We start from the raw sequence: 24,439 nt of genomic DNA, 5'->3' as shown, positions 1-24,439 counted from the left end.
AAACCATGAAAGGTATTATTTTAGCAGGGGGATCGGGAACGCGTTTGCACCCAATTACCCGTGGTATTTCTAAACAATTATTGCCTATCTATGATAAGCCAATGATTTATTACCCGCTTTCAGTCTTGATGTTAGCGGGTATTCGCGACATTTTAATTATTTCGACTCCTGATGATTTACCGATGTTCAAGCGCCTATTGGGGGATGGACATGAGTTTGGTATTGAACTGAGTTATGCAGAGCAGCCATCACCAGATGGATTAGCACAAGCCTTTATTATTGGTGAAGAATTTATCAATGGTGATAGCTGTTGTTTAGTCTTAGGGGATAACATTTTCTTTGGCCATTCGTTTAGCCCAAAACTGAAATCAGTCGCAGAGCGCCCGCATGGGGCAACGGTATTCGGCTACCAAGTCATGGACCCAGAGCGTTTTGGCGTGGTGGAATTTGATGATAATTTTAAAGCGTTATCTATCGAAGAAAAACCGACAAAACCGAAATCAAACTGGGCGGTAACAGGGTTATATTTCTACGATTCTCAAGTGGTTGAATTTGCTAAGCAAGTCAAACCATCTGAACGCGGTGAATTGGAAATTACATCTATCAATCAAATGTATTTAGAGCGCGGGCAGTTAAATGTTGAACTGCTTGGCCGTGGTTTTGCTTGGTTGGATACGGGCACCCACGACAGCTTGATTGAGGCAGGTACATTTGTACAAACCGTTGAAAAACGACAAGGTTTTAAAGTTGCCTGCTTAGAAGAAATCGCATGGCGTAATGGTTGGCTAACCGACGAACAAGTCGCAGCTTCCGCGCAGCAACTGAAGAAAACGGGTTATGGGCAATATTTAGAGGATTTACTCCGTGTCCGTCCACGCCAGTATTGATGGTTTGCAGTGGGAGAGCGACTTCTTTCATCGCTCAACCGCAAAATTAAATTTCTCGGGGGAGAACCTCGAAACTGTCCTTGCTTATCAAATGGATGCGTACGATATCATCCAAGCCAAGGTGGCAGCATCTGAAACGTTATTGATTGATGACTTAACCAGTATGGGGTTTGCATTTGTCGAAGGTGAAATTGATTTTGCCCTCACTATTGGCACAGAAAATGCTTATCTAAAGGCGGGGTTAACGGTGGCAGATAGCATCGTTGCGGCGCAAGTGGATGACGTCCCTTTACTGCAACAAGCAGCTGCCTCTGTCTTTAGTAATAGCCGTTTTCGCGCGCCTTGGTATCGTGAAGGGGACAGCGGGCGGTTTTACGCGTTGTGGATAGAAAAAGCCGTGCTTGGTACGTTTGACCATACTTGCTTATTAGTCAAAGACGCCTCTGACCGCATTTTAGGTTTTGTGAGTTTGCGCCATATTGATGATGATACTGCACGCATCGGGCTTTTAGCGAAAGTGCCTGAGGCGCAAGGGCGAGGAATAGGTCGCAAGTTAATGTCTGCGGCATTCGACTGGTGTGTGCAACACCAAAAAAGACAGTTAAATGTTGCCACCCAAATCAGCAATGTTGCGGCATTAAATCTTTATTCACGTAGCGGTGCGGCGATTGCCAGTACCGCCTATTGGTTATACAGGGGACAACATGATTCCATTTAATAAACCACCCGTTGTAGGCACTGAATTAGAGTATATGAGACAAGCCATGGAAAGTGGCAAACTGTGTGGTGATGGTGGTTTCACAAAGCGTTGTGAAGAGTGGATGGAAAAACGTTTTAATTGCCCAAAAGTGCAGTTAACACCATCTTGTACCGCGTCATTAGAAATGGCGGCAATCCTGATTGATATTAAGCCTGGCGATGAAGTGATCATGCCAAGCTTTACCTTTGTATCAACCTCAAACGCATTTGTTCTGCGCGGCGCGAAAATTGTATTCGTTGATATCCGCCCAGATACCATGAACATTGACGAAACGAAAATCGAAGCGGCGATTACTGAGCGTACGCGTGCGATTGTACCTGTTCACTACGCAGGGGTTGCCTGTGAAATGGACACCATCATGGATATTGCCAAAAAACATGACCTATTCGTCATTGAAGATGCGGCACAAGGTGTGATGTCAACCTATAAAGGCAAGGCTTTAGGGACAATTGGCCACATTGGTTGTTACAGTTTTCATGAAACCAAAAACTACTCTTCCGGTGGGGAAGGTGGCGCGACGTTAATCAACGATAAAGACTTAATCAGCCGTGCTGAAGTGATCCGTGAAAAAGGGACAAACCGTAGCCAATTCTTCCGTGGGCAAGTGGATAAATACACGTGGCGTGATATCGGTTCAAGCTACCTGTTGTCTGATTTACAAGCGGCTTACCTGTGGGCTCAATTGGAAGAAGCAGACAAAATCAACGAACGCCGTTTATTGCTATGGAAACGTTACTACGAAGCGTTACAACCGCTGGCGGATGCAGGCCGTTTAGTATTAGCGACTGTGCCTGAAGGTTTAGAGCACAACGCCCATATGTTCTACATCAAACTGAAGGATGTGGAAGAACGTACTGAATTTAATGAGTTTATGAAATCCCACGGCATTTTAACCGTGTTCCACTACGTTGCACTACACACAAGTCCTGCGGGGCTCGAGTTTGGTCGTTTCCATGGTGAAGACAAATACACCACGAAAGAAAGTGACCGACTGGTGCGTTTGCCGATGTTCTACAACATGACGGATGCAGAACAACAAACCGTTATCGAACAGATTAAGGCGTTCTTTGCCTAATGTCGTTAGCTAGAGCTTCTGTTTGGACTGCTGGGTCTACCCTGATTAAAATTGGGGCAGGCCTGCTTATCGTTAAATTACTGGCGATTGCATTTGGCCCGAGCGGTGTTGGGTTGGCGGGGAACTTCCGCCAATTGATCACCGTTCTGGGTGTATTGTCTGGTGCGGGGATTTTCAATGGTGTCACAAAGTATGTGGCAGAGCACCATCAAGACCCCGCCAAGCTTCGTGCTGTTTTAGGGACATCATCAACGCTAATCCTCGGCTTTTCAACGTTATTAGCCATTGTTTTTTTATTATTCAGTGGTGCTATTAGTCAGGTATTATTTGATAGCCCTGATTATGCCTCTGTGATTTATGCCGTGGCATTTATTCAGATGGGGATAGCCTACGCAAACTACTTTTTAGCCATCCTAAAAGGTTATCGAGACGCATCGGGTAACGCTCAAGCTATCATTTTAGGGAGCTTAGTGGGTGTTGTTGCCTATTATTTGTGCTATACCTTGGGGGGATATGAAGGTGCGCTTGCTGGCTTAGCCCTTGTTCCAGCCTTAGTTGTCCTGCCCGCAGGCTTGATGATTATCCGCCGTAAACAATTTGCACTGTCAATGCTTAAACCCGCGTGGGACAAAGCTATTGCAACGCATTTAGGTAAATTCACTATTATGGCGTTATTGACGTCAGTGACGTTACCTGTTGCTTATATCATGATGCGAAATCTATTGGCGGAGCGTTATAGTTGGGATGATGTTGGGTTATGGGCGGGGGTTAGCACCATTTCAGATGCTTACTTGCAGTTTATTACCGCATCATTTTCAGTGTATTTGCTGCCAACACTTTCCCGTTTACAGCATAAAAGCGAAATTTCATCTGAAATTATCAAAGCATTAAAATTTGTCTTACCCGCTGTGGCGGTTGCCAGTTTTATGGTATGGCTCCTGCGTGATTTTGCCATTTGGCTGCTATTTTCTGAGAAGTTTACAGGAATGCGAGACCTTTTTGCTTGGCAGCTGGTGGGGGATGTCCTGAAAGTTGGCGCATATGTGTTTGGTTATTTGGTAATAGCCAAAGCCGCATTGCGTTTTTATGTTCTGACAGAAGTGAGTCAATTTGTGTTGCTGATGGGTTTTGCTCACTGGCTTATTCCTGAGCATGGCGCAGTTGGTGCGACACAGGCCTATATGGCCACTTATATCGTATACTTTATTTTATGTTGTTGCGTATTTTTGATTTACCGTAGGCGAGCATGACAACCTTAATACATGTACTGGGATCGAACCTCCCACACCATAATCAGACGGTTTTGACGTTTTTTAATAACGTAATTAGCCAGGAAATGGCGCCGTCACAAAAACTGCATTTTATGGTCGTAAGCGATGATGCGAGGATTGCTGACGCTTATCCGCAGCTCGAAATTGATGTTTTTGAGAGTAAAAAAGCCATTGCAAATAGTGTGATCACGCGGGCGAAAGCAGATCGCCGCACCCGTTTCTTCTTCCATGGGCAATTTAATGCACCGATTTGGTTGGCTCTGCTATTTGGCCAAATCAAACCTCACCAATTTTGGTGGCATATCTGGGGTGCAGACCTGTACGAAGAATCCAATTCGCTGAAATTTAAGCTTTTTTACGTTTTACGCCGTTTAGCACAAAAAAAAGTTGGGCATGTTTGTGCGACGCGTGGCGATTTATGTTATTTCCACCAGTCAAACCCTAAAGTACCAGCTTCGGTGCTGTATTTCCCAACACGCATGGATCCTGCTTTAACGATAAACGAGCGTAAGCCACGTGAAGGCGAGCAATTGACGATCCTACTCGGTAACTCAGGCGACCGTTCTAATCGTCATGTAGAGGCTTTAGGAGCGATTAAACAGCAGTTTGGTGATAAGGCTCGCGTGATTATCCCAATGGGGTATCCTGCGAACAACCACGTTTATATTCAACAAGTAGAAGACGCGGCAAATAGCCAATTTTCAGCAGGTCAGGTAGAAATCCTCAAAGAGCGTATGGAATTCAGTGATTATCTTAACGTGTTGAAGACCTGCGATCTCGGCTATTTCATTTTTAATCGCCAGCAAGGTGTTGGAACGGTTTGTTTATTAATTCAATTTGGCATCCCATTTGTGATCAGCCGCCAAAATACGTTTTGGCAGGATTTAACGGCACAAAACGTGCCTGTATTTTTTTATGGTGATGAATTGACGACCTCGCTGGTGGATGAAGCGCAGCGTCAAATGGCTTTGTTGGATAAAGCTAATATCGAATTTTTTGCGCCAAACTTTACTGAGGGGTGGAAAACCATTCTCAGTATCGCGGAGGGGCGAGCATGACGCTAATGGAATTAGGTGGCTTAGCGTTGGTCTACCTGATATCAATCATCTTTATTGGCACTTTGCTCTATAAAGAGTTTTTACGTGTTCGCTTTAACTTCAACATTTTCTTTTCAATGTTGTATTTATTGACATTTTATTTTGGTTTTCCGCTAACCTGCGCTTTAGTGTTTCAGTTTGATGTGGCGGTTGTGACAGCCGATTATCTTTTGTATGCGCAGCTTGCGGCGACCAGTTTTTATGCCATTTATTACGTGGCTTATAAAACGCGGCTATCGCGCAAAGTGGGGACTTCACGGCGTGCGCTGTTTAGTATGAACAAAGTCGAAACCAATCTCACGTGCATGTTATTAATCGCTATTGCGGTAGTAACAGTCGGCATCTTCTTTATGCAGAATGGTTTTTTACTATTTAAGTTAAAATCCTACAGCCAAATTTTCTCCAGCCAAGTTTCAGGGGTCGCATTGAAGCGGTTTTTCTACTTCTTTATTCCTGCAATGTTGATTGTATATTTCCTGCGGCCAACACAAAAACGCTGGATTTTCTTCCTTGTTAGCACTGTAGCCTTTGGTTTTTTAACCTATGTTATTGTGGGTGGGACAAGGGCGAATATCATTATCGCTTTCGCACTATTTTTATTTATCGGTATTGTCAGGGGGTGGATCACTCTGTGGATGCTGGGTGCGGCAGGTGTCGCCAGTATTGTTGGGATGTTCTGGCTGGCATTAAAACGCTATGGCTTGGATGTGAGCGGCTCTGAAGCGTATTACACCTTCTTGTACCTGACTCGAGATACGTTCTCGCCATGGGAAAACCTCGCTTTATTACTCAGCCATTATGATGAGATGGATTTCCAAGGGCTTGCACCGATTATTCGTGATTTTTATGTGTTTATCCCATCGTGGGTATGGCCAGAGCGGCCAGATACCGTATTAAACTCGGCGAACTACTTCACTTGGGAAGTGCTGAATAACCATTCAGGGTTAGCCATTTCACCGACTTTGATTGGTTCATTAGTGGTGATGGGTGGGGTGATTTTTATTCCGCTCGGAGCAATCGCGGTGGGGTTGATCATTAAGTGGTTTGACTGGATTTATGGCATGAGTTTGCAAGAGCCAAACCGCTATAAAGCCGCAATTATGCAGGCATTTTGCTTCGGTGCGATTTTTAACATTATCGTATTAGCGCGTGAAGGCGTCGATTCTTTTGTCTCACGGGTGGTTTTTTTCTGCTTAATTTTTGGGTTATGCCTGATTCTAGCAAAACTCTTGTATTGGTTATTTGAAAGTGCGGGGCTTATCCGCACAAAAACAGCTTCTTTCTTAAGAAGCCAACAACGTGAAAGTCGTTAAGGAAGCATCATGGAACCGTCATCAACTCAATCTTCATCTGTTCCTCAGTATTCGATTCGTGGACATAATATTTGGGGCTTCAAAGATATGGCCCACTTTTTGGATTATTTGTTTGCGAATGGTGAAACCAAAGCGGGTACTTTGGTCGCGATTAATGCGGAAAAAGTGATGATTGCGGAGAAAGACACCGCGTTAAATACCTTATTAGGCCAAGCCGAATATCTGTACGCAGACGGGATCAGCATTGTGCGTGCCATTCGCCGTAAATACCCAGAAGCTCAGGTTTCCCGTGTTGCAGGTGCAGATTTGTGGGAAGGACTGATGGAAAGAGCTGGGCGCGAAGGTACGCCCGTATTTTTAGTCGGTGGTAAGCCAGAAATCCTCGAACAAACCGAAAGTAAACTACGTGCTCAGTGGAATGTGAACATTGTTGGTTCGCAAAATGGTTATTTTACTGCCGAAGACCGCAGTGCTTTGTTTGAACGCATTCATGCGAGTGGCGCTAAAATTGTCACAGTCGCGATGGGGTCACCAAAGCAAGAACTCTTTATGCGTGATTGTCGTGTTATTCATCCAGACGCACTGTATATGGGTGTTGGTGGGACTTACGATGTTTTTACAGGTCATGTGAAGCGTGCTCCGAAAATGTGGCAAAATTTAGGCTTAGAATGGCTATATCGCCTATTATCACAACCTTCACGTATTACTCGCCAGTTTAAATTACTGAAGTTTTTAGGCTACTATTACGGTGGTAAGCTGTAAGTTTATTACTCAGGAATAACGTATTGATAAAGCGGGGTTTTTCCCGCTTTATTTTTGTTTTTTTATTATGTTGTTTATCTTTCCTTGCTGATTGCAAAATCACTCAGTGGCGTATTCGCTGGTCTCTTTCCTCAAATATTTCTATAATTCATCAAAAATAAATGTAGATCATGGTTTTTCTCTCTAATTTGGGTCTATGACATGCTTTTCAGTCGACGAGTCGGCTGTTTTTAATAAATTACAGTAATTATGACTAATTTCGTTCCAATTCACGCTGTGGTTTAACGATAATAATTGATGACAGGGGTATTTATGGGGAATCCACAACAGGGACTTCAGCGCGGGTTAGAAGCTCGGCATATTGAGCTTATTGCGCTAGGTGGAACAATTGGCGTTGGGCTATTTATGGGCTCTGCCAGTACGCTAAAATGGGCAGGGCCTTCTGTACTGCTTGCATACATCATTGCAGGTATTTTTGTTTTCTTCATCATGCGTTCCATGGGGGAGATGCTGTTTCTGGAGCCGGTCACTGGGTCGTTTGCTTCTTTTGGTTATAAGTATTTGAGCCCATTTTGGGGGTGCCTCACTGCATGGGGTTACTGGTTTATGTGGGTGGCTGTCGGGATCTCAGAAATTACCGCCATCGGTGTTTACGCCGAATATTGGTTCCCAGATGTGCCTCAGTGGGTATTTGCCATTGTTGCTGTGGTTTTGGTTGCACTAGCTAACCTTGCCGCCGTTCGTTTGTATGGCGAGTTAGAGTTTTGGTTTGCGATGATCAAAGTCACCACCATCGTGGTGATGATCCTGATTGGTTTAGGGTTAATCTTTTTTGGCCTTGGGAATAATTTCGAGCCGATAGGGCTGGCTAACCTGACGGAACATGGCGGCTTCTTTGCTGGGGGCTGGAAAGGATTTTTATTTGCGTTGTGTATCGTTGTGGCTTCTTATCAAGGTGTTGAATTAGTAGGGATCACCGCAGGCGAAGCGAAAAACCCGCAAGTCACGCTGAAAAAAGCGATCAATAACATTTTATGGCGCATTCTGATTTTTTATGTTGGCGCGATTTTTATTGTTGTTACCTTATTTCCGTGGACTGAAGTCGGGCAGCAAGGAAGTCCATTTGTCTTAACGTTTGCGAAAGTGGGGATTGTCTCTGCGGCAGCGGTGATCAACTTTGTGGTACTCACCGCGGCGCTGTCTGGGTGTAATAGTGGGATGTACAGTGGTGGCCGTATGTTGTACGCACTAGCGCAAAATAAGCAGCTTCCCAGCGGGCTACTGAAACTTACGAAAAACGGTGTTCCTGCACGTTGTGTTGGTTTTACAATATTGTGCCTCGTTGCGGGCTCTAGCTTAAATTATATTATCCCAAATCCAGAAAAAGTGTTTGTGTACGTGTACAGTGCAAGCGTTCTGCCTGGGATGGTTCCATGGTTGGTCTTGCTTACCAGTCAAATTCGTTTTCGCCAGCAAAATAAAGAAAAATTAGTGGGACACCCGTTTAAATCAATTTTATTTCCATGGGTTAACTATGCGACGTTACTCTTTTTGGCCTGTGTATTGGTGGGCATGGCGATAAACCCAGATACGCGGATGTCATTAATTGTCGGTGCACTCTTTTTAGGGGCAGTTTCCCTGCTTTATTTTTTAATTCAGGCGTTAAACGGTCGCAGTAAAAAAGCTTAGGCAAGATATTTTCTCGGTGATTTTATGCGTGTCGAGCAAAAAAGAGGGCAAAAATGCTCTCTTTCTCGGCGAAATGGATAAAAGGCAAGCAATCGATATTTTTATTTCAAAAAGGACTAGACAGCGGGTAGATAAATCCGTACTATCCTCTCCCGCAACGGCGTTAAGCGCCCGTAGCTCAGCTGGATAGAGCGCTGCCCTCCGGAGGCAGAGGTCTCAGGTTCGAATCCTGTCGGGCGCACCAGTTTTAGCACGTCGCTACGGTTGGCAAAATGACGTTGTATGTAGTATGATAGCAACGCTTTGAAAAAAGTGAAGTTATGGTGGCTATAGCTCAGTTGGTAGAGCCCTGGATTGTGATTCCAGTTGTCGTGGGTTCGAGTCCCATTAGCCACCCCATTTTTTTTGTGACATTGCGAGGGTGGCGGAATTGGTAGACGCGCTAGCTTCAGGTGTTAGTGTCCTATGGACGTGGGGGTTCAAGTCCCCCCTTTCGCACCACGAAAAAAATTGATGTGAAGCAGTACATTTCGGCGAGTAGCGCAGCTTGGTAGCGCAACTGGTTTGGGACCAGTGGGTCGGAGGTTCGAATCCTCTCTCGCCGACCAATTTAAAGAACCCCGCTTAATAGCGGGGTTTTTGCTTTTTAACGCGATGTTGATTTTTTCATACTCATTATTGGACGAGTTTACTCGCCATCTTTTAAACCCCTTCTTTTCTGTTCCTTTTGAGCGCATATTCGTCATTGATTCGCTATATCACACCATAATTTTTAACGCATTGTTTTTTATATGAAAAAATAAGTGTCGTAATTTTTATACAAACCTATACTTCCATGTCGCCAAAAAGAGACATTTTACCTGTTGATTTATAAGACTAAATTTATAAGTGGATTAAGGTGTCTCTATATTGAGACAAAGAAATACGCTTTCATTCATGCTAAAGATTAAAAAAGTGAAGTGAAGGGCTCGTGCAAATTTTCTGGGTTCAAAATACTCAGTAAAACTAAGATATACAGAAATGTTAGGAATGGCAGGGAAAAAATAGGATGATAGAAAAAGTTGGCACGCATCCTGCATTATTAAATATGTAGATGCTCATCTCACTTCTTATGATAGCAATGCTTCATAAACCCAGAGATGACGCAAAGCCGATTATCGGTGCCTATTGTCCAACTTAGATGATCAAGAGCTCATCCTCTTACCATCAACGAACGGGCGAAACGTTGAGTGAGGCACCATCCGTCTGTAGACCTGATTGTATTTTACACCTGCCTAGTGCAGGTGTTTTTTTTTGCATTTTTTATAGCAGGCCCCTTATTTATAGGAATAAGAGGCTGAAATCAAATAGGAAGACTAGTTTTTACCTTTGCTAAACCATTTGCTGAGCCAGCGAGTGATGTAGGTATAACAAAGAATAATAAACGTAATGATGAAAATATCTTTACTGAGATCTTCAGTATTAAAACCAATGATCATAATAAAAACAAAAGGTGATAAAACTAACAGAAGTAGGTCAAAAAAGATTTGCAAACGGTTTGGTGTCGCAATAATCCAGCGCCAAATAGCTTTAACTACATTCATATATATTTCCTAAATTCATTCAAGGCAAAAATGCATATAGTGTTTTATACACTATGTATTTGTTTTATGACATAGCTGAGCTTGTTTTGTTTGCAATGAATTGATTGTGTTTTTTTAGTGATATGCATTTCTTCACGCGGTATACCGACGATAATACTTTCTTTGTCTTTTTTAGATATTAATGGAGTCATAAAGCGGGGCGAAATAAAAACGCCACACACTGAAGTGGCGTTTTTATTTTGAGGAATAACTAAGTGCGTTCTTGTTTCAAGGAATGCGTTAGGGCCTCTTGGCGGATCTTAGCGGCTTCGTTTGGTTTATGTAGCTTATCGTAGGTATCGGCGAGCCATGAAGCATCTTGAACATCAAAGCGTTGTGCTAAAGCTGCTTTGAAGTAGGATTCTGCTTTTTCCCATTGGGCATTATGTAATGATAAAACACCTAATGTGCTGTTTAATAAAGGTGTAGCACCATTTTGCTTTTGCAGATGCAGTAACGTTTTCTCAATAGCTTCAGGGTGATCGCTGTTAACTTTTGGTATTAACAAGAGTAAGCGCTCATCATATTGTTGCTTTAAGCCATCAATAATCATTTTCTCTGCGCTTTTGGTATCACCACACTCAATCAAGTGTTCAGCCAAGAAGGCTTGAAGTGCGGTTTCGTGGCGGACACGGCGAGGTTGTGATTTCCACCAATTTTTAAGGCCATCACTTCCACCTTCAGCCATACATTGGTTCATTAACCCTTTGTAAGCTTTTAGTTTTAATGCATCAAGCTCGTCTTCATTATGAAACTGAACTTTTGCCATCACGGGAAGTAATTCGATCAATGCTTGGTAAGCGCCTGAACGTAAGTAAGCTTGTTCGGCAAGGCGTAGAACTTCGGGATGCCTTGGGGCTTTATCAATCAGTTTATCGATACCATTACGGGCAGCGTGGACTTCACCTTCAGCAAGCTGAATACGCACACGGCAAATATCGACAGGGAGTTGGTCACTACCAGCAGCTTCAGCCGCGCGGTCTAAATACTGGTGAGTGCGGAACTCATCACCACGTTGCTGCGCAGCTTCAGCGGCCATCAAATAGTTAATCACTGGCTGCTGAGAGAAATTAGCGTGCTTACTCATCAGCTTTTCAACTTGCTCAAAATCACCTTCAGCTAATTTCAGCAATGCTTTTTGAGTTTGAGTGTGGGCTTTATGGTATTTACGACCGCTTACCCATCCTTTCGTGCGTGAAGTGGTGCTCATAAAACGGCGATAACACCAGCCAAGGAATAGCAGTACAAATTGCAGCAAGATGAAGCCTAAAACTAAACTCGTGACGCTGGTAGTGATGTCATAATTATCTGTACGAATAAAGACATACCCTTGGTGACCCGCCAAGAGAGGGCCTAAGATCACACCTGCAATCAGGACCAGAAAGAGGATTAATACTTTAATCATCATTACCCCCTATTGCCCGCAGGCTCTGCGGATTCAAAAGGGTGCTCTGTATCCGACGTTTGTGCATCCGTAGCAGGTACAGCATCTTCCGCGGCTTTTGTGGTTTCTTTTACCGCTTCAGCAGCTGCATCAACTGCGCCATCAGTAGATGGGCTCGTTTCAGACTGTGAAAGCAAGCTGCGAACGCGTGTTTGCATCAGTTTTTCCAGCTTTTCTTGGCTTTCGAGTGCCTCTGGCATGTCAACATCAATAGGTTGATTGATGAGCTCATCAATGGTGGATAAAAACGCTTTCGTCGCTGGAGCCTCAGTATCAAAGTAAGCCCTTACCCATGTAGAAGCTTGTTCTAATGACTGCTTGTACGTTTCTTCTTGGTAACGAGGAACCGCTTGAGCGGCAATTAAAAGCTGAGAACGGATATTTTCACGTAAATAAATATCTTGGTTTGGCGCTAATAATGGTGCTTCTGAACCGTCACGTGCTCGGACCGTAATAAAGTCACTGGTAAAGCTTTTCCAACTACGCGACAAGTTTTGTTTCCAATCGGAAATATCATCACTCACATCACTGTTATTATCGTCTGTTGCATCACCGCTGTTTAAATCTGCGAGACGTAAGTTATCAACTTCATTACTGAGCTGGTTTAATTTTAAGATAATGCCGTCATAGTCAATTTGGTTAATCGCAGCCAGTTTTGCCATGTCATTATTGATGGATTTACGAATATCAAGCAGGCTTGGGTCGTTCATTTCCGCTAAGCTGGAGTCCGCGCTTTTTAGTAAAACAGCTGCAGTAACAGGGTCATGATCATTCCACAATTTACGGCCAGCCATTTTTACCATGAAATCCGCTTGGGCGATTAACCAGCTTTTGACATCTGTACTCGAAAGCGCCGTAACATGGGCTTGCAGCTCCTGCATACGGCGATTTAGCCTGTCTTCGTATTCAACTGCATGATTTTTGATATCTTTATTTGCGGCAATCAAGGCATCCACACGTTGCCTATCTGAGTTTTGCTGGTCAATTAAATCACTTAGCTGCTGTTTTAGTTCATTGTTTTCATTGACTAATTTTGCATTGCTTTGCTGAGTGAAATAATAGAGACCACCACCAATGGCGATGATAACCGCAATCGCAATAATCCCGCCTACGAGACCAGAACGTTTTTGTTCCGAAGAAGGCTTAGTTCCGCGATGAACTGTTGATTTTTCATCTGTTACTGGCGTCACCGTCTCGGTTGTTTTATCGTGTTCCGTCATAAATTAGCATCCCATATCGGTTGAGATTAATGCTTCAATTAAAGCATTATTATCTGCGCTATTCGCTACACAGACCTTCTGCCATCCACTTTGGCGGGCGAGATCTGCAATCCGTTCACTGACAACAAGCAGGCGGCGGGAAAACCACCATACCCGATATTCATCGGTGATTAATTCTTCAAGTAAGGCTAACATTTGCCCGCTGGTGATCACGACATCAGTAATATCGGTTTGCACCCATTTCTGATTGAATTGTGTTTTGTCGTAATGCACTGGCAACCTTGTGTAACACTCGCAATAATCAACGAGGGCACCACGTGAGCGTAATGTGGATGCGAGAAGCTCTCGCCCACCATTTCCCCGCAATAAAAGGGCGCGTTTACCCTCTAAAAATTGGAGTTCAGGAAGCGTTAGAAGTACTTCGCTGGTTTCCCCATGTTCAGCCCAACGCGCTATTTGCCCAGTCGTGTGCTGAAAATACTGCCCAGTAGAACGACCTATTCCATAGTAAGATAACTTATCAGACCAGCTACGTCCTATTTGTTCAAGTGTTAAATTTGCGTACTCGACTGCATTTTTGGACAAAAGAAAGACCAGGTCGTTCGTTTCTAAGGCATCTAGCTGGGTCGTTAAGGTATTGAGTTCAGCTCCTGGCCCAATACAAATTAAAGGAGCCGCATAAGCTTGCCCGCCTATTGAGGTAATTGCCGTTATCAGCTCTGAACCAGCGGGCTCAGGGCGTGTGACAAGGACTCTCATGCAGGTGGATTTCCTTTATAGACTTCAGCCAAAATTTCTCTCGCGCCTTGTGCTAACAGCTCTTCAGCTAATGAAATACCTGCTTGGCTAGCTTCTTGTGGCGCGATAAGGCGTTCACCGCGAATAATGACACTACCATCTGGCGCACCGACAAGGGCACGTAACCAAATCTTATCATCCTGCCAAATTGCATAGCTACCGATAGGCACTTGGCATCCACCTTCTAATCGCATATTCATCGCACGCTCTGCAAGTACACAAATAGAAGTATCATCATCGTTGAGTACCGCAAGTAATTCACGGGTTAGCACATCATCTAAGCGACATTCAATGCCAACAGCACCTTGCCCAACCGCTGGCAAACATTGTTCAGGTTCGAGCGCAGTACGAATACGCTCTTCAAGCCCTAAGCGTTTCAAACCAGCAACGGCGAGGATAATGGCATCGTATTCACCGTTATCAAGTTTTGACAACCGCGTGCCCACATTACCGCGTAAATCACGAATGGTTAAATCAGGGCGAAGCTCTCTGAGCTGGCATTGGCGGCGTAAGCTTGATGTGCCAACGATACTGCCTTTCGGCAAAGCGTCAATATTGTCATATTGGTTAGACACAAAAGCATCGCGAGGGTCTTCGCGTTCACAAATAGTGACTAAACCAAGCCCTTCAGGAAATTCAACGGGCACGTCTTTCATTGAATGAACGGCAATATCAGCACGTCCTTCTAATAGGGCAAGCTCTAGTTCTTTAACAAATAACCCTTTCCCACCGACTTTTGCCAGCGGGGTATCAAGAATGATGTCACCCTTGGTGACCATTGGGACAAGTTCAACCTGTAAGCCTGGGTGAAGCTGCTCTAATTTGTCTTTGACAAAGTGCGCTTGCCATAAGGCGAGAGGGCTTTTACGCGTAGCAATACGCACGATATTTGTTGATGTCATTTTGCTGTTTTCTCTGGCGAAAATTGCCGTGTATTAACCATACAATTGGCATTAGTTTTAACATGTTAAGGATTTTTTTTCCAGTTGGGCACAAAATCGCCATTCAGATTATTTGTAACAGATTTAGATTTGTAATCATGATGCAGGAAAGTGGTTCAAAAGATGATGACTTAAGATAGTTATTCGATCATTTCTTTAGCTTATCGTGCTATTTATTGCGTTGGCAGGAGGAAAAGTTATATAAATTTGTGTTGAAGCGTGCAAGCACAGGCTCTGTGCGTATTGTACTTAATATCGTTTTGAATTGTTGCTTTATTAAACAATTCACGTGAGTGATATTATTCCATTGAAAAACAAGGGATATTCTAGCGAGTTAAAAAATAAAAAGTCTTTTTATACAATATGTTGAAAAGCATTTTGTATCAAAAATAAGCGTATAAAATTATGTGATCTACTTTACCCTTTTGCTCCAAGGTGTTAAATTGATCACGTTTCCGACAATTCATTTGAAAACTTTTTTAAATCTATCTCTATCTGTTGGGTGCTGGGAAATTTCCAGATTTGTATTACATTCATTACAGTCAGGCGTAACCTTTGTATCTCTATATTGAAACCTTAAAGCAAAGACTTGATGCGATAAACCAATTACGGTTAGAGCGCGCGACGGCGTCTATGAGCGAGACTTTTTCTCAGGTTTATAGTTTGCTGCCAGTCTTGTTTCATTATCATCATCCAATGATGCCTGGTTTTATCGAAGGTAGTGTGCCCCATGGTGTGTGTTTTTTCTCCCCAGATACAGAACAAATGAAATGGTTAGGGCAATTTGAACGCTTCTTACCTATTGATTCAAGTGCAAATGGTGAATTACCGATCACTGGAATTTATTCGATGGGCAGCACATCTTCTGTTGGGCAGAGCCACTGTTCTGATATTGATGTGTGGGTTTGTCATCCATCATGGCTCGATCACGAAGAAAAACGTTTTTTGCAAAAAAAATGTACGTTAATTGAGCAGTGGGCGGCTTCTTTAGGCATTGATGTCACTATCTTTTTAATTGATGAAAACCGTTTTCGTCACCATGCAAGTGGGCATATTGGTGGGGAAAACTGTGGTTCAACGCAACATATCCTGTTATTAGATGAATTTTATCGCACAGCAGTGCGCATGGCGGGAAAACGTTTGCTATGGACGATGGTGCCTGTCGAAGAAGAGCAACATTACGATGAATACGTTATTGGGTTATATGCACAAGGTGTGTTGACGCCCAACGAGTGGTTAGATTTAGGGGGATTAGGCGAGCTATCCGCTGCCGAATACTTTGGTGCCAGCTTGTGGCAGCTATATAAAAGTGTCGATTCCCCATATAAAGCTGTCCTGAAAAGCATTTTGCTTGAGTCTTATTCTTGGGACTATCCGCATGGTAAATTGCTGGCAATGGAATTTAAACGCCATTTACATGCAGGTGAAATTGTTAGCTACGGTTTAGATTCATACTGTTTGATGTTAGACCGTGTTACGCGTTATCTCACTGAAATCAATGATTCTACCCGCCTTGATTTGATCCGCCGCTGTTTTTACCTCAAAGTCTGTGAAAAACTCTCTGAAGATGATGGCAATGCCTGCTCTGGTTGGCGCCGTGATGTGTTATCTCAACTCGTTGAGTCATGGGGATGGAGTGCGGAACGTTTAGCATTACTCGATTCGCGTAATCAATGGAAGATTGAACGGGTTCGTGAAGCGCACAATGAGTTACTCGATACGATGATGCAAAGCTATCGAAATCTTATTCGTTTTGCTCGTCGAAATAATTTAAGTGTTAGTGCAAGCCCACAGGATATTGGGGTATTAACACGTAAGTTATATGCGGCTTTTGAAGCCTTACCAGGTAAAGTAACATTGGTGAATCCACAAATTTCACCTGATTTAAGTGAATCTCACTTAACTTTTATTTACGTACCTGCAGGGCGCGCAAATCGCAGTGGTTGGTATTTGTATAACCAAGCTCCAAATATTGACGCGATTATTGGTCATCAGCCTCTTGAATATAACCGCTACTTGAATAAGTTGGTGGCGTGGGCGTATTTCAACGGGTTACTCACTGAAAATACGCAAGTGTATATGCACAATGGGCAGTCTCAGTGTGATGAGCGAAAACTGCTTGAGTTAATGCATGACGTTTCCAGCCACTTCCCGATCCGTTTGCCTGCACCCACACCAAAAGCGTTGTATAGCCCATGTGAAATTCGCCACCTTGCCATTATCGTTAACTTAGAAAAAGACCCAACGCAGGTTTATTCTGAACAAGTGGTACACGTGGATTTCAGAAAACTTGATATTTTTAGTTTTGGTGAGACACAACAATGCCTTATCGGCAGTATTGACTTGTTGTACCGCAATTCATGGAATGAGGTGAGAACCCTGCATTTCAGTGGTGAGCAGTGCATGTTAGAAGCGTTAAAAACCATCTTAGGTAAGATGCACCAAGATGCGGCACCGCCTGAAGCTGTTGAAGTTTTTTGTTATAGTGAGCACTTGCGTGGTCTGATTCGTACTCGTGTACAACAGTTAGTTTCTGAGTGTATTGAGTTGCGTTTATCCAGTAATCGCAATGATCCAGGACGCTTCAAAGCGTTGCGTATTGCGGGTCAAACATGGGGGCTGTTTTTTGAGCGCCTAAACGTTTCTGTACAAAAACTTGAAAATGCAGTCGAATTCTATGGTGCGATTTCGCATAATAAATTGCATGGTTGGCCAGTAAAACTGCAAGCAAAAAGTGATAATCATTTACCTGCAGTCGTTGATGGTTATGCAAGTGAAGGTATTGTGCAGTTTTTCTTTGAAAACACACCAGACAATACGGGCTTTAATATTTATGTTTTAGATGAAGCAAACCGTGTTGAAATCTATTCCCATTGCGAGGGGTCAAAAGAAGACTTAGTGCGTGATGTGAGTAAGTTTTACTCCTCTTCCCATGACCGTTTCACCTATGGTGCAAATTTCATTAATTTTAATCTACCTCAATTTTACCAAATTATTAATCAAGAAGGTAAAAACCAAGTGGTAGCGTTCTCTGGTGCGACGTGGCCGTTTGGTACAGAAGACGACAGTGATGAAACTGGGCATGATATGCGCTCAACGCTATTAGGGCAGCAACAAGCGCACTATTATTAAGGTGGATTGGTTCTTAATAACTAACCGGTTACCGTTTCTTAGAAAGAAAATGGCTCTTGGCTTTGAAATGCGATAGCCTCGGCTAATTTTGCTTTAAACTCATGACCTGAACGGTCACAAACCCAATTGCCATCTTGGTAATCATAGTGATACCCACCTTGTTTGGTCGCTAACCACATCTGGTGAAAGGCTTCCTGCTTATTAATAATGATCTTGCTGCCATCTTCGAAGCTCAAGGTCATCACGCCGCCATTAATCTCACAATCAATATCGGCATCGCCGTCATAATTATCTAAATGCTCTTCAATTGCGCTAAGCAGCGTTTCCGCTAGCTGGTGAAATTCACTATCATTCACGGTTAAGTTCCTGTTTGCTCACAATTATTTAATTGAAGTTATTATTGTTAATTGAAATTATAGGGGGGAACGAGCAGTGAGGGAAGCCCTTAAAATTTTCAGATTAAATTTAACCTAAAGTATATAATGTCAACATGCTTGATAAACGGACGTGATTTGCGGGTTCACTCCTGCTATTGTGTAAAAATATCAGATGTTAAAAGTGAGTATTACAGGCGAAAAAGAATGAAAAAAAGTTTAATTGGGCTGAGCGCACTTGTTGTTTTATTTACCCTTTCTGGCTGTGGCTTAAAAGGCCCACTTTATTTCCCACCAGAAGACAATGCTGCACCTACGCAAGCGTCTGATGTGCAACCTAGCGCTCCAAGCAGCTCGGCAAAAGAGCCTGCCCAAGCCACTAGTCAGCAGTAAGTTGTCGCTATGGAGCGTGAAATGCAATTCTCTAAAATGCATGGCTTAGGCAATGACTTTATGGTGGTTGATGGAGTAACCCAAAATGTGTACTTCTCCCCAGAAATGATTTGTCGCTTAGCCGACAGGCATACAGGAGTTGGCTTTGATCAGCTTTTGTTGGTCGAAGCGCCTTATGATCCCGATCTCGACTTCCATTATCGTATTTTTAATGCCGATGGTAGTGAAGTCTCACAATGCGGTAATGGGGCGCGTTGTTTTGCACGTTTTGTTCGCCTTAAGGGTTTAACTAATAAGCAAAAAATTAAAGTTAGCACCCAATCTGGACGTATGACATTAACCATTAATGAAAATGATGATGTTAGCGTTAATATGGGTGAGCCTGATTTCGAGCCGCAAAGAGTCCCATTTCGCGCTGTTAAAGAAGAAAAAACCTATATTATCCGCGCTCAAGAACGTACAGTATTATGCGGTGTAGTTTCCATGGGTAACCCGCATTGCGTTATTCAAGTGGAAAGCATCCATACTGCTGAGGTCGAAATTTTAGGACCTGCACTTGAAAGTCATGAGCGTTTTCCTGAGCGTGCTAATATTGGTTTTATGGAAATAGTTAGCGCAGAACATATCCGTTTGCGTGTGTATGAACGTGGTGCAGGGGAAACTCAAGCGTGTGGTAGTGGTGCGTGTGCCGCCGTTGCTGTTGGGATTTCTCAAGGTTTATTGGCTAAGCGAGTCAGAGTTGATTTACCAGGGGGGTCCCTTGCTATTTCTTGGGATGGACCTGGAACGCCTTTGTATATGACGGGCCCTGCGGCACATGTTTATGATGGAGTGATCCACGTCTAATCTTGAAAGGGCTAAGAGGATAGTATGGATAAAACTGAAAAAGCATCCGAACAAATTCATCAAATGGATGAACATAGTGTGATGCAGTATTTAAAGGAAAATCCTTATTTTTTTCTGCGCCATCCAACGCTTGTTGAGCAAATAAATGTGCCCCACGTAGTGAACGGAGCGGTTTCCTTGCCTGAGTTAGTGATGAGCCGTCAACGGATCAAAATTAAACAGCTTGAGCAAGATATCCGTTTTATGGTTGAACAAGCACATGAAAATGTGGAGCTTTTTGATGAGTTATTACTACTGGTGATTGAAATGTCATCATCAAAAAGTTTACAAGAAATGCTACAAGCGCTAAATCGTTGGGCAAAAAAGCTCGGCTTATCAGGTGCTTCGGTTCGTTTATTTAGTGATAGCTGGCGCTTGTCAGCCCCCCTCGATGCGCATCAATTAGTCATTTCCCGTCGCGTTTTTGAACCTGTGAGAATTCAACGGTTTGGTGAACGACGCAATTACCTTGGTCGCTTAAATGGCCCTGAAATTCAGTTGTTATTACCTGATGCGTTAAATGTCCGCTCTGTTGCGATTTCACTATTTGGCCAGCATGGTGAATCGGGAATGGTCATTTTTACTAGTCGTAACCGTGAACATTATCAGCATGGTATGGGTACCGTTATGTTAGAAAAAGTCGCGCAAATTCTTCCGAGGTTATTATGCCAATGGATAGAGCGCCTGTAGGTGTTCAGCCAGAAGGGCTGATGATCCAAATTGAAGCCTTTTTACGTTACCTGCGCGTTGAGCGTAGATTAAGCCCTGTAACGATAACAAACTATCGACGTCAGCTTAGTGTCATTGTTGAAATGTTGGTTTCGTTGAAAATTGATGAGTGGCAGAAACTCGATACTACGTTAGTTCGCAACATTGCAGCAAAAAGTCGAAAAGCTGGCCTTCAAGCAGCGAGCATGGCGCTACGGCTTTCTGCCTTAAGAAGTTTTTGTGATTGGATGGTTCATCAAGGTGAGCTGCCAGCAAACCCAGCAAAGGCGATTCAAGCGCCGAAGGCAAAAAAACGCCTACCGAAGAACATGGATGTGGATGAGGTTTCCCAGCTTCTCAATATGGATAGTGGTGACCCACTGGTTGTTCGAGACAGAACCATGCTCGAAGTGATGTATGGTGCAGGGTTGCGTTTGTCGGAATTGGTCGGGTTAAATCTCCGTCATCTTGATTTAACAACGGGTGAAGTCTGGGTGATGGGTAAGGGCAGTAAAGAACGCAAAATTCCACTGGGAAAAACGGCCGTAAGTTGGTTACAGCGCTGGTTAGAAATGCGTGAATTGTACGAACCTGAAGACGATGCTGTATTTATTTCAACCCAAAGTGGCAAGCGAATTTCAAATCGAAATGTTCAAAAACGGTTTGAGCAATGGGGCATCAAGCAAGGGGTTAATAGCCACATTAACCCGCACAAATTACGCCACTCTTTTGCAACACATATTCTTGAATCAAGTGGTAATTTACGTGGAGTGCAGGAACTTTTAGGTCATGCGAATTTATCAACAACACAAATCTATACGCACTTAGACTTCCAGCACTTAGCAAACGTTTATGATGTGGCTCATCCGAGAGCAAAGAGGGAGAAACCTTAATGCATTTTTACCGTCCGCTATCGCCAATTAAAGCGATTACGTTTGATTTGGATGACACGCTTTACGATAACCACCCTGTTATTGATAAAACGGAAGAAGAAGTTTTACGTTTTGTACGTGAATACGACCCGCAATTCAATCATTTTAGTAACGATGATTTATATGCTTTTCGTCGTTTAGTGGAAGAGCAAGAACCTGAAATTTTCCACGATATTTCACGTTGGCGCTGGCTTTCATCGAAAATGATGTTTTGCCATTATGGTTATTCGCGGGAAAATGCCGAAAAAGGTGCGGATGATATTATGGCGCACTTTACCTATTGGCGTAATCAAATAGATATCCCTGAATCAACACACAGAACATTGCTTCAGCTAGCGAAGAAAGTCCCACTTGTTGCTATTACTAACGGCAATGCACAGCCAGAAGCGTGTGGTCTGGGTGAGTATTTTCAGTTTGTTTTAAAAGCGGGTCCCGATGGGCGTTCCAAGCCTTTTTGTGATATGTACCGGTTAGCGGCACAGCGCTTAGATATCGAACCACAATTTATTTTACATGTGGGGGATAATTTACTCACAGATGTTGAGGGGGCGATTAATAGTGGCATGCAAGCTTGCTGGATAAACCCAAGTCAAAAAACACTGATGGAAGAAAAAGACGTTCGTTTATTGCCGCACGTTGAAATTTCCCAGTTGGAATCTCTCTTATCATTGGTATAATCATTTTTCATGTATAAAAACACAGTGGTGTTTGCCACTGTTTTGCTTTGATGGTAACTATGGACGTCTCTTATCTGCTTGAAGGTCTAAACGACAAACAGCGCGAAGCGGTTGCAGCCCCGCGTACCAATTTACTTGTTCTTGCGGGAGCAGGGAGTGGGAAAACGCGCGTATTGGTGCACCGAATTGCATGGTTGATGTCTGTTGAAAATGCTTCACCATTTTCAATTATGGCGGTGACATTTACCAACAAAGCCGCGGCTGAAATGCGTCATCGAATCAATCAATTGATTGGAAGCAGTGAAGGCGGTATGTGGATTGGAACATTCCATGGTTTAGCGCACCGTTTATTACGCCAACATTATATGGATGCTAATTTACCGCAAGATTTTCAAATTTTAGATAGCGATGACCAGTACCGGTTAATTCGTCGCTTGCTTAAAGCGATGAACCTTGACGAAAAGCAATGGCCTCCTCGCCAAGGCATGTGGTACATCAATGGCAAAAAAGATGAAGGCCTTCGTCCGCAACATATTGAAAGTTATGGTAACCCTGTTGAGGCAACATGGTTAAAAGTCTACCAGGCTTATCAAGAAGCGTGTGACCGCGCAGGGCTGGTGGATTTTGCTGAATTGTTGCTACGTGCTCACGAGTTATGGCTGAATAAACCCCATGTACTGCAACATTATCGTGAACGTTTCACCAATATTTTAGTGGACGAATTCCAAGATACAAATAGCATTCAATATGCGTGGATCCGTGTGCTGGCGGGTGAAACGGGCAAAGTCATGATCGTTGGGGATGATGACCAATCAATTTATGGCTGGCGTGGTGCGCAAGTTGAAAATATTCAGCGCTTCCTCAATGATTTTCCAGGTGCAGAAACTATCCGTCTTGAACAAAACTACCGTTCAACCAACAATATTCTAAAAGCCGCAAATACGTTAATTGCCAATAATAGCGACCGTTTAGGGAAAAATTTATGGACTGAAGGCGGAGACGGCGAACCGATTTCTCTTTATTGTGCATTTAATGAATTAGATGAAGCTCGTTATGTGGTTGGGCGTATTAAACAATGGCAAGAAAATGGCGGTGCTTTGCAAGATTGCGCTATGTTATACCGCAGCAATGCCCAATCTCGTGTACTTGAAGAAGCCTTAATTCAAAGTGCGATGCCATATCGTATTTATGGTGGCCAGCGCTTCTTCGAGCGCCAAGAAATTAAAGATGCGCTTTCCTATTTGAGGTTGATTGCGAATCGTAATGATGATGCTTCGTTCGAGCGTGTTGTGAATACGCCTACGCGTGGGATTGGCGAGCGTACGCTGGATACCGTTCGACAGACTGCGCGGGATCAGAAGCTAACACTATGGGAAAGTTGTGAGTACTTACTTCGTGAGCAAGTCCTTGGTGGTCGCGCAGCGGCTTCTATCGAGCGCTTTTTAGAGCTTATTGATGCGCTAGCGAAAGAAACCCAAGAAATGCCATTGCATGTTCAGGCAGATAGAGTGATTAATGACTCAGGCCTACGTGCAATGTATGAACAAGAAAAAGGTGAAAAAGCACAGGCTAGAATTGAAAACTTGGAAGAGCTTGTCAATGCGACTCGTGACTTCAGTTATCAAGAAGAAGACCAAGATCTCATGCCATTACAGGCTTTCTTATCTCATGCTGCACTGGAGTCGGGCGAAGGCCAAGCAGATGCTAACCAAGATGCGGTGCAATTGATGACACTGCATTCAGCAAAAGGGCTTGAGTTTCCAGTAGTGTTTATGGTGGGGGTGGAAGAGGGTATGTTCCCAAGCCAAATGTCGATGGATGAAAGTGGGCGCTTAGAAGAAGAGCGCCGCCTTGCTTATGTGGGGATCACCCGCGCTATGGTGAAATTGACAATTACCTATGCGGAAAGCCGTCGATTATATGGCAAGGAAGTTTACCATCGCCCGTCTCGTTTTATTGGCGAGCTACCGACTGAGTGTGTTGAGGAAGTGCGCTTAAGAGCAACGGTTTCCCGCCCTGTGAGCCATCAGCGGCTTGGTACACCTATTAGCCAAAATGATTCTGGTTATGCGTTAGGGCAGCGAGTGATGCATCCAAAATTTGGTGAGGGCACGATTATTAACCTTGAGGGAAGCGGGGAACACTGTCGCTTACAAATTGCGTTTCAAGGTCAAGGTATTAAGTGGTTAGTGGCATCATATGCGCGGCTAGAGAACTTATAGGGCTATTTTATTGGTATCAATACTGTCATATATATTTGGTAGTATTGGTATCTTTCAATAAATCCACATTATAAATACGTTAATTGAGATAATAAAAAAGTTTTATAGTATTTATATTAAGCTTACCTTTTCCTTTAATATATTAATACTATATTAGTATATTACCTCTACATGAGATAATGTCTGTCTCTTATACACATCCTGTCTCTTATACACATCTGACGCTGCCGACGAAGT

21 protein-coding genes and 4 tRNA genes are annotated in these 24,439 nt (G+C 43.4%); 19 read left to right on the top strand and 6 right to left on the bottom strand.

Annotated features, from left to right (window positions below):
- Window positions 1-5: 5 nt before the first annotated feature.
- From rfbA to KDJ85_RS18365, 12 genes are all read left to right on the top strand, one after another.
- The gene (rfbA, locus tag KDJ85_RS18420; RefSeq protein ID WP_225820882.1) at window positions 6-887 is read left to right on the top strand and encodes a glucose-1-phosphate thymidylyltransferase RfbA; all 882 of its coding nucleotides are present in this window, start codon (window positions 6-8) and stop codon (window positions 885-887) included.
- Window positions 865-1,605, top strand: a complete 741-nt coding sequence (gene rffC, locus KDJ85_RS18415; protein WP_225820881.1) for a dTDP-4-amino-4,6-dideoxy-D-galactose acyltransferase — start codon at window positions 865-867, stop codon at window positions 1,603-1,605. The genes rfbA and rffC overlap by 23 nt, the downstream gene beginning before the upstream one ends.
- The gene (rffA, locus tag KDJ85_RS18410; RefSeq protein WP_225820880.1) at window positions 1,592-2,722 is read left to right on the top strand and encodes a dTDP-4-amino-4,6-dideoxygalactose transaminase; all 1,131 of its coding nucleotides are present in this window, start codon (window positions 1,592-1,594) and stop codon (window positions 2,720-2,722) included. The genes rffC and rffA overlap by 14 nt, the downstream gene beginning before the upstream one ends.
- Window positions 2,722-3,972, top strand: a complete 1,251-nt coding sequence (gene wzxE, locus KDJ85_RS18405; protein WP_225820879.1) for a lipid III flippase WzxE — start codon at window positions 2,722-2,724, stop codon at window positions 3,970-3,972. Before rffA ends, wzxE begins: the two co-directional genes overlap by 1 nt.
- Window positions 3,969-5,051, top strand: coding sequence for a TDP-N-acetylfucosamine:lipid II N-acetylfucosaminyltransferase (locus tag KDJ85_RS18400; RefSeq protein ID WP_225820878.1), 1,083 nt, complete (start codon window positions 3,969-3,971; stop codon window positions 5,049-5,051). Before wzxE ends, KDJ85_RS18400 begins: the two co-directional genes overlap by 4 nt.
- Window positions 5,048-6,403, top strand: coding sequence for an ECA oligosaccharide polymerase (gene wzyE / locus KDJ85_RS18395; RefSeq protein ID WP_225820877.1), 1,356 nt, complete (start codon window positions 5,048-5,050; stop codon window positions 6,401-6,403). Before KDJ85_RS18400 ends, wzyE begins: the two co-directional genes overlap by 4 nt.
- 9 nt (window positions 6,404-6,412) lie before the next feature.
- Window positions 6,413-7,165, top strand: a complete 753-nt coding sequence (wecG, locus tag KDJ85_RS18390) for a lipopolysaccharide N-acetylmannosaminouronosyltransferase (protein WP_225820876.1) — start codon at window positions 6,413-6,415, stop codon at window positions 7,163-7,165.
- A gap of 312 nt (window positions 7,166-7,477) precedes the next feature.
- Window positions 7,478-8,854 (top strand): bifunctional threonine/serine APC transporter ThrP, encoded by a 1,377-nt coding sequence (gene thrP / locus KDJ85_RS18385; RefSeq protein ID WP_225820875.1) that lies wholly within the window; start codon window positions 7,478-7,480, stop codon window positions 8,852-8,854.
- Between the two features lie 167 nt (window positions 8,855-9,021).
- Window positions 9,022-9,098: transfer RNA gene (locus KDJ85_RS18380), tRNA-Arg, on the top strand.
- A 79-nt stretch (window positions 9,099-9,177) separates the two neighbouring features.
- Window positions 9,178-9,253: transfer RNA gene (locus KDJ85_RS18375), tRNA-His, on the top strand.
- Window positions 9,254-9,269: 16 nt separating this feature from the next.
- A tRNA-Leu gene (locus tag KDJ85_RS18370) sits at window positions 9,270-9,355 on the top strand.
- A gap of 30 nt (window positions 9,356-9,385) precedes the next feature.
- Window positions 9,386-9,462, top strand: a tRNA-Pro gene (locus tag KDJ85_RS18365).
- Between the two features lie 747 nt (window positions 9,463-10,209).
- Here the strand turns inward: KDJ85_RS18365 and KDJ85_RS18360 are convergent.
- The 5 genes from KDJ85_RS18360 to hemC form a co-directional block, all read right to left on the bottom strand.
- Window positions 10,210-10,437, bottom strand: coding sequence for a hypothetical protein (locus KDJ85_RS18360; protein ID WP_206083089.1), 228 nt, complete (start codon window positions 10,435-10,437; stop codon window positions 10,210-10,212).
- Window positions 10,438-10,687: 250 nt separating this feature from the next.
- The gene (hemY, locus tag KDJ85_RS18355) at window positions 10,688-11,881 is read right to left on the bottom strand and encodes a protoheme IX biogenesis protein HemY (protein ID WP_225820874.1); all 1,194 of its coding nucleotides are present in this window, start codon (window positions 11,879-11,881) and stop codon (window positions 10,688-10,690) included.
- A 2-nt stretch (window positions 11,882-11,883) separates the two neighbouring features.
- Window positions 11,884-13,140, bottom strand: a complete 1,257-nt coding sequence (hemX, locus tag KDJ85_RS18350) for a uroporphyrinogen-III C-methyltransferase (RefSeq protein ID WP_225820873.1) — start codon at window positions 13,138-13,140, stop codon at window positions 11,884-11,886.
- Window positions 13,141-13,143: 3 nt separating this feature from the next.
- Entirely contained in the window at window positions 13,144-13,899 is a 756-nt protein-coding gene (locus tag KDJ85_RS18345; RefSeq protein ID WP_225820872.1) for a uroporphyrinogen-III synthase, read from the bottom strand.
- On the bottom strand, window positions 13,896-14,840 hold the full coding sequence (hemC, locus tag KDJ85_RS18340) for a hydroxymethylbilane synthase (protein ID WP_225820871.1): 945 nt from the start codon (window positions 14,838-14,840) through the stop codon (window positions 13,896-13,898). The genes KDJ85_RS18345 and hemC overlap by 4 nt, the downstream gene beginning before the upstream one ends.
- Before the next feature lie 594 nt (window positions 14,841-15,434).
- On the opposite strand from hemC, the gene KDJ85_RS18335 reads away from it, so the two are divergent.
- On the top strand, window positions 15,435-18,011 hold the full coding sequence (locus KDJ85_RS18335; RefSeq protein ID WP_225820870.1) for a class I adenylate cyclase: 2,577 nt from the start codon (window positions 15,435-15,437) through the stop codon (window positions 18,009-18,011).
- Between the two features lie 38 nt (window positions 18,012-18,049).
- Here KDJ85_RS18335 and cyaY read toward each other — a convergent pair whose 3' ends face one another.
- Complete coding sequence (gene cyaY / locus KDJ85_RS18330) at window positions 18,050-18,367, bottom strand: iron donor protein CyaY (RefSeq protein WP_225820869.1); 318 nt, start codon at window positions 18,365-18,367, stop codon at window positions 18,050-18,052.
- A gap of 225 nt (window positions 18,368-18,592) precedes the next feature.
- Between cyaY and lptM the strand changes: the two genes are divergently transcribed.
- Genes lptM through uvrD form a run of 6 tightly spaced genes read left to right on the top strand, consistent with a single transcriptional unit; the run spans window position 18,593 to window position 24,202 of the window.
- Entirely contained in the window at window positions 18,593-18,778 is a 186-nt protein-coding gene (lptM, locus tag KDJ85_RS18325; RefSeq protein ID WP_225820868.1) for an LPS translocon maturation chaperone LptM, read from the top strand.
- A gap of 21 nt (window positions 18,779-18,799) precedes the next feature.
- Complete coding sequence (gene dapF, locus KDJ85_RS18320; protein WP_206083105.1) at window positions 18,800-19,624, top strand: diaminopimelate epimerase; 825 nt, start codon at window positions 18,800-18,802, stop codon at window positions 19,622-19,624.
- Between the two features lie 24 nt (window positions 19,625-19,648).
- Window positions 19,649-20,353: a DUF484 family protein gene (locus KDJ85_RS18315; RefSeq protein ID WP_225820867.1), complete on the top strand. Its 705-nt coding sequence runs from the start codon at window positions 19,649-19,651 to the stop codon at window positions 20,351-20,353.
- Window positions 20,335-21,264 carry a tyrosine recombinase XerC gene (gene xerC / locus KDJ85_RS18310; protein ID WP_206083777.1) on the top strand — a complete coding sequence of 310 codons (930 nt, stop codon included), beginning with the start codon at window positions 20,335-20,337 and terminating at the stop codon, window positions 21,262-21,264. The genes KDJ85_RS18315 and xerC overlap by 19 nt, the downstream gene beginning before the upstream one ends.
- Window positions 21,264-21,980: a 5-amino-6-(5-phospho-D-ribitylamino)uracil phosphatase YigB gene (gene yigB, locus KDJ85_RS18305; RefSeq protein ID WP_225820866.1), complete on the top strand. Its 717-nt coding sequence runs from the start codon at window positions 21,264-21,266 to the stop codon at window positions 21,978-21,980. The genes xerC and yigB overlap by 1 nt, the downstream gene beginning before the upstream one ends.
- 59 nt (window positions 21,981-22,039) lie before the next feature.
- Window positions 22,040-24,202: a DNA helicase II gene (gene uvrD / locus KDJ85_RS18300; RefSeq protein WP_225820865.1), complete on the top strand. Its 2,163-nt coding sequence runs from the start codon at window positions 22,040-22,042 to the stop codon at window positions 24,200-24,202.
- Window positions 24,203-24,439 lie beyond the last annotated feature (237 nt).

This window comes from Providencia vermicola (assembly GCF_020381325.1).
In the GTDB taxonomy this organism is placed as follows: domain Bacteria; phylum Pseudomonadota; class Gammaproteobacteria; order Enterobacterales; family Enterobacteriaceae; genus Providencia; species Providencia vermicola.
This window is presented reverse-complemented; position numbering and strand designations above follow the sequence as displayed.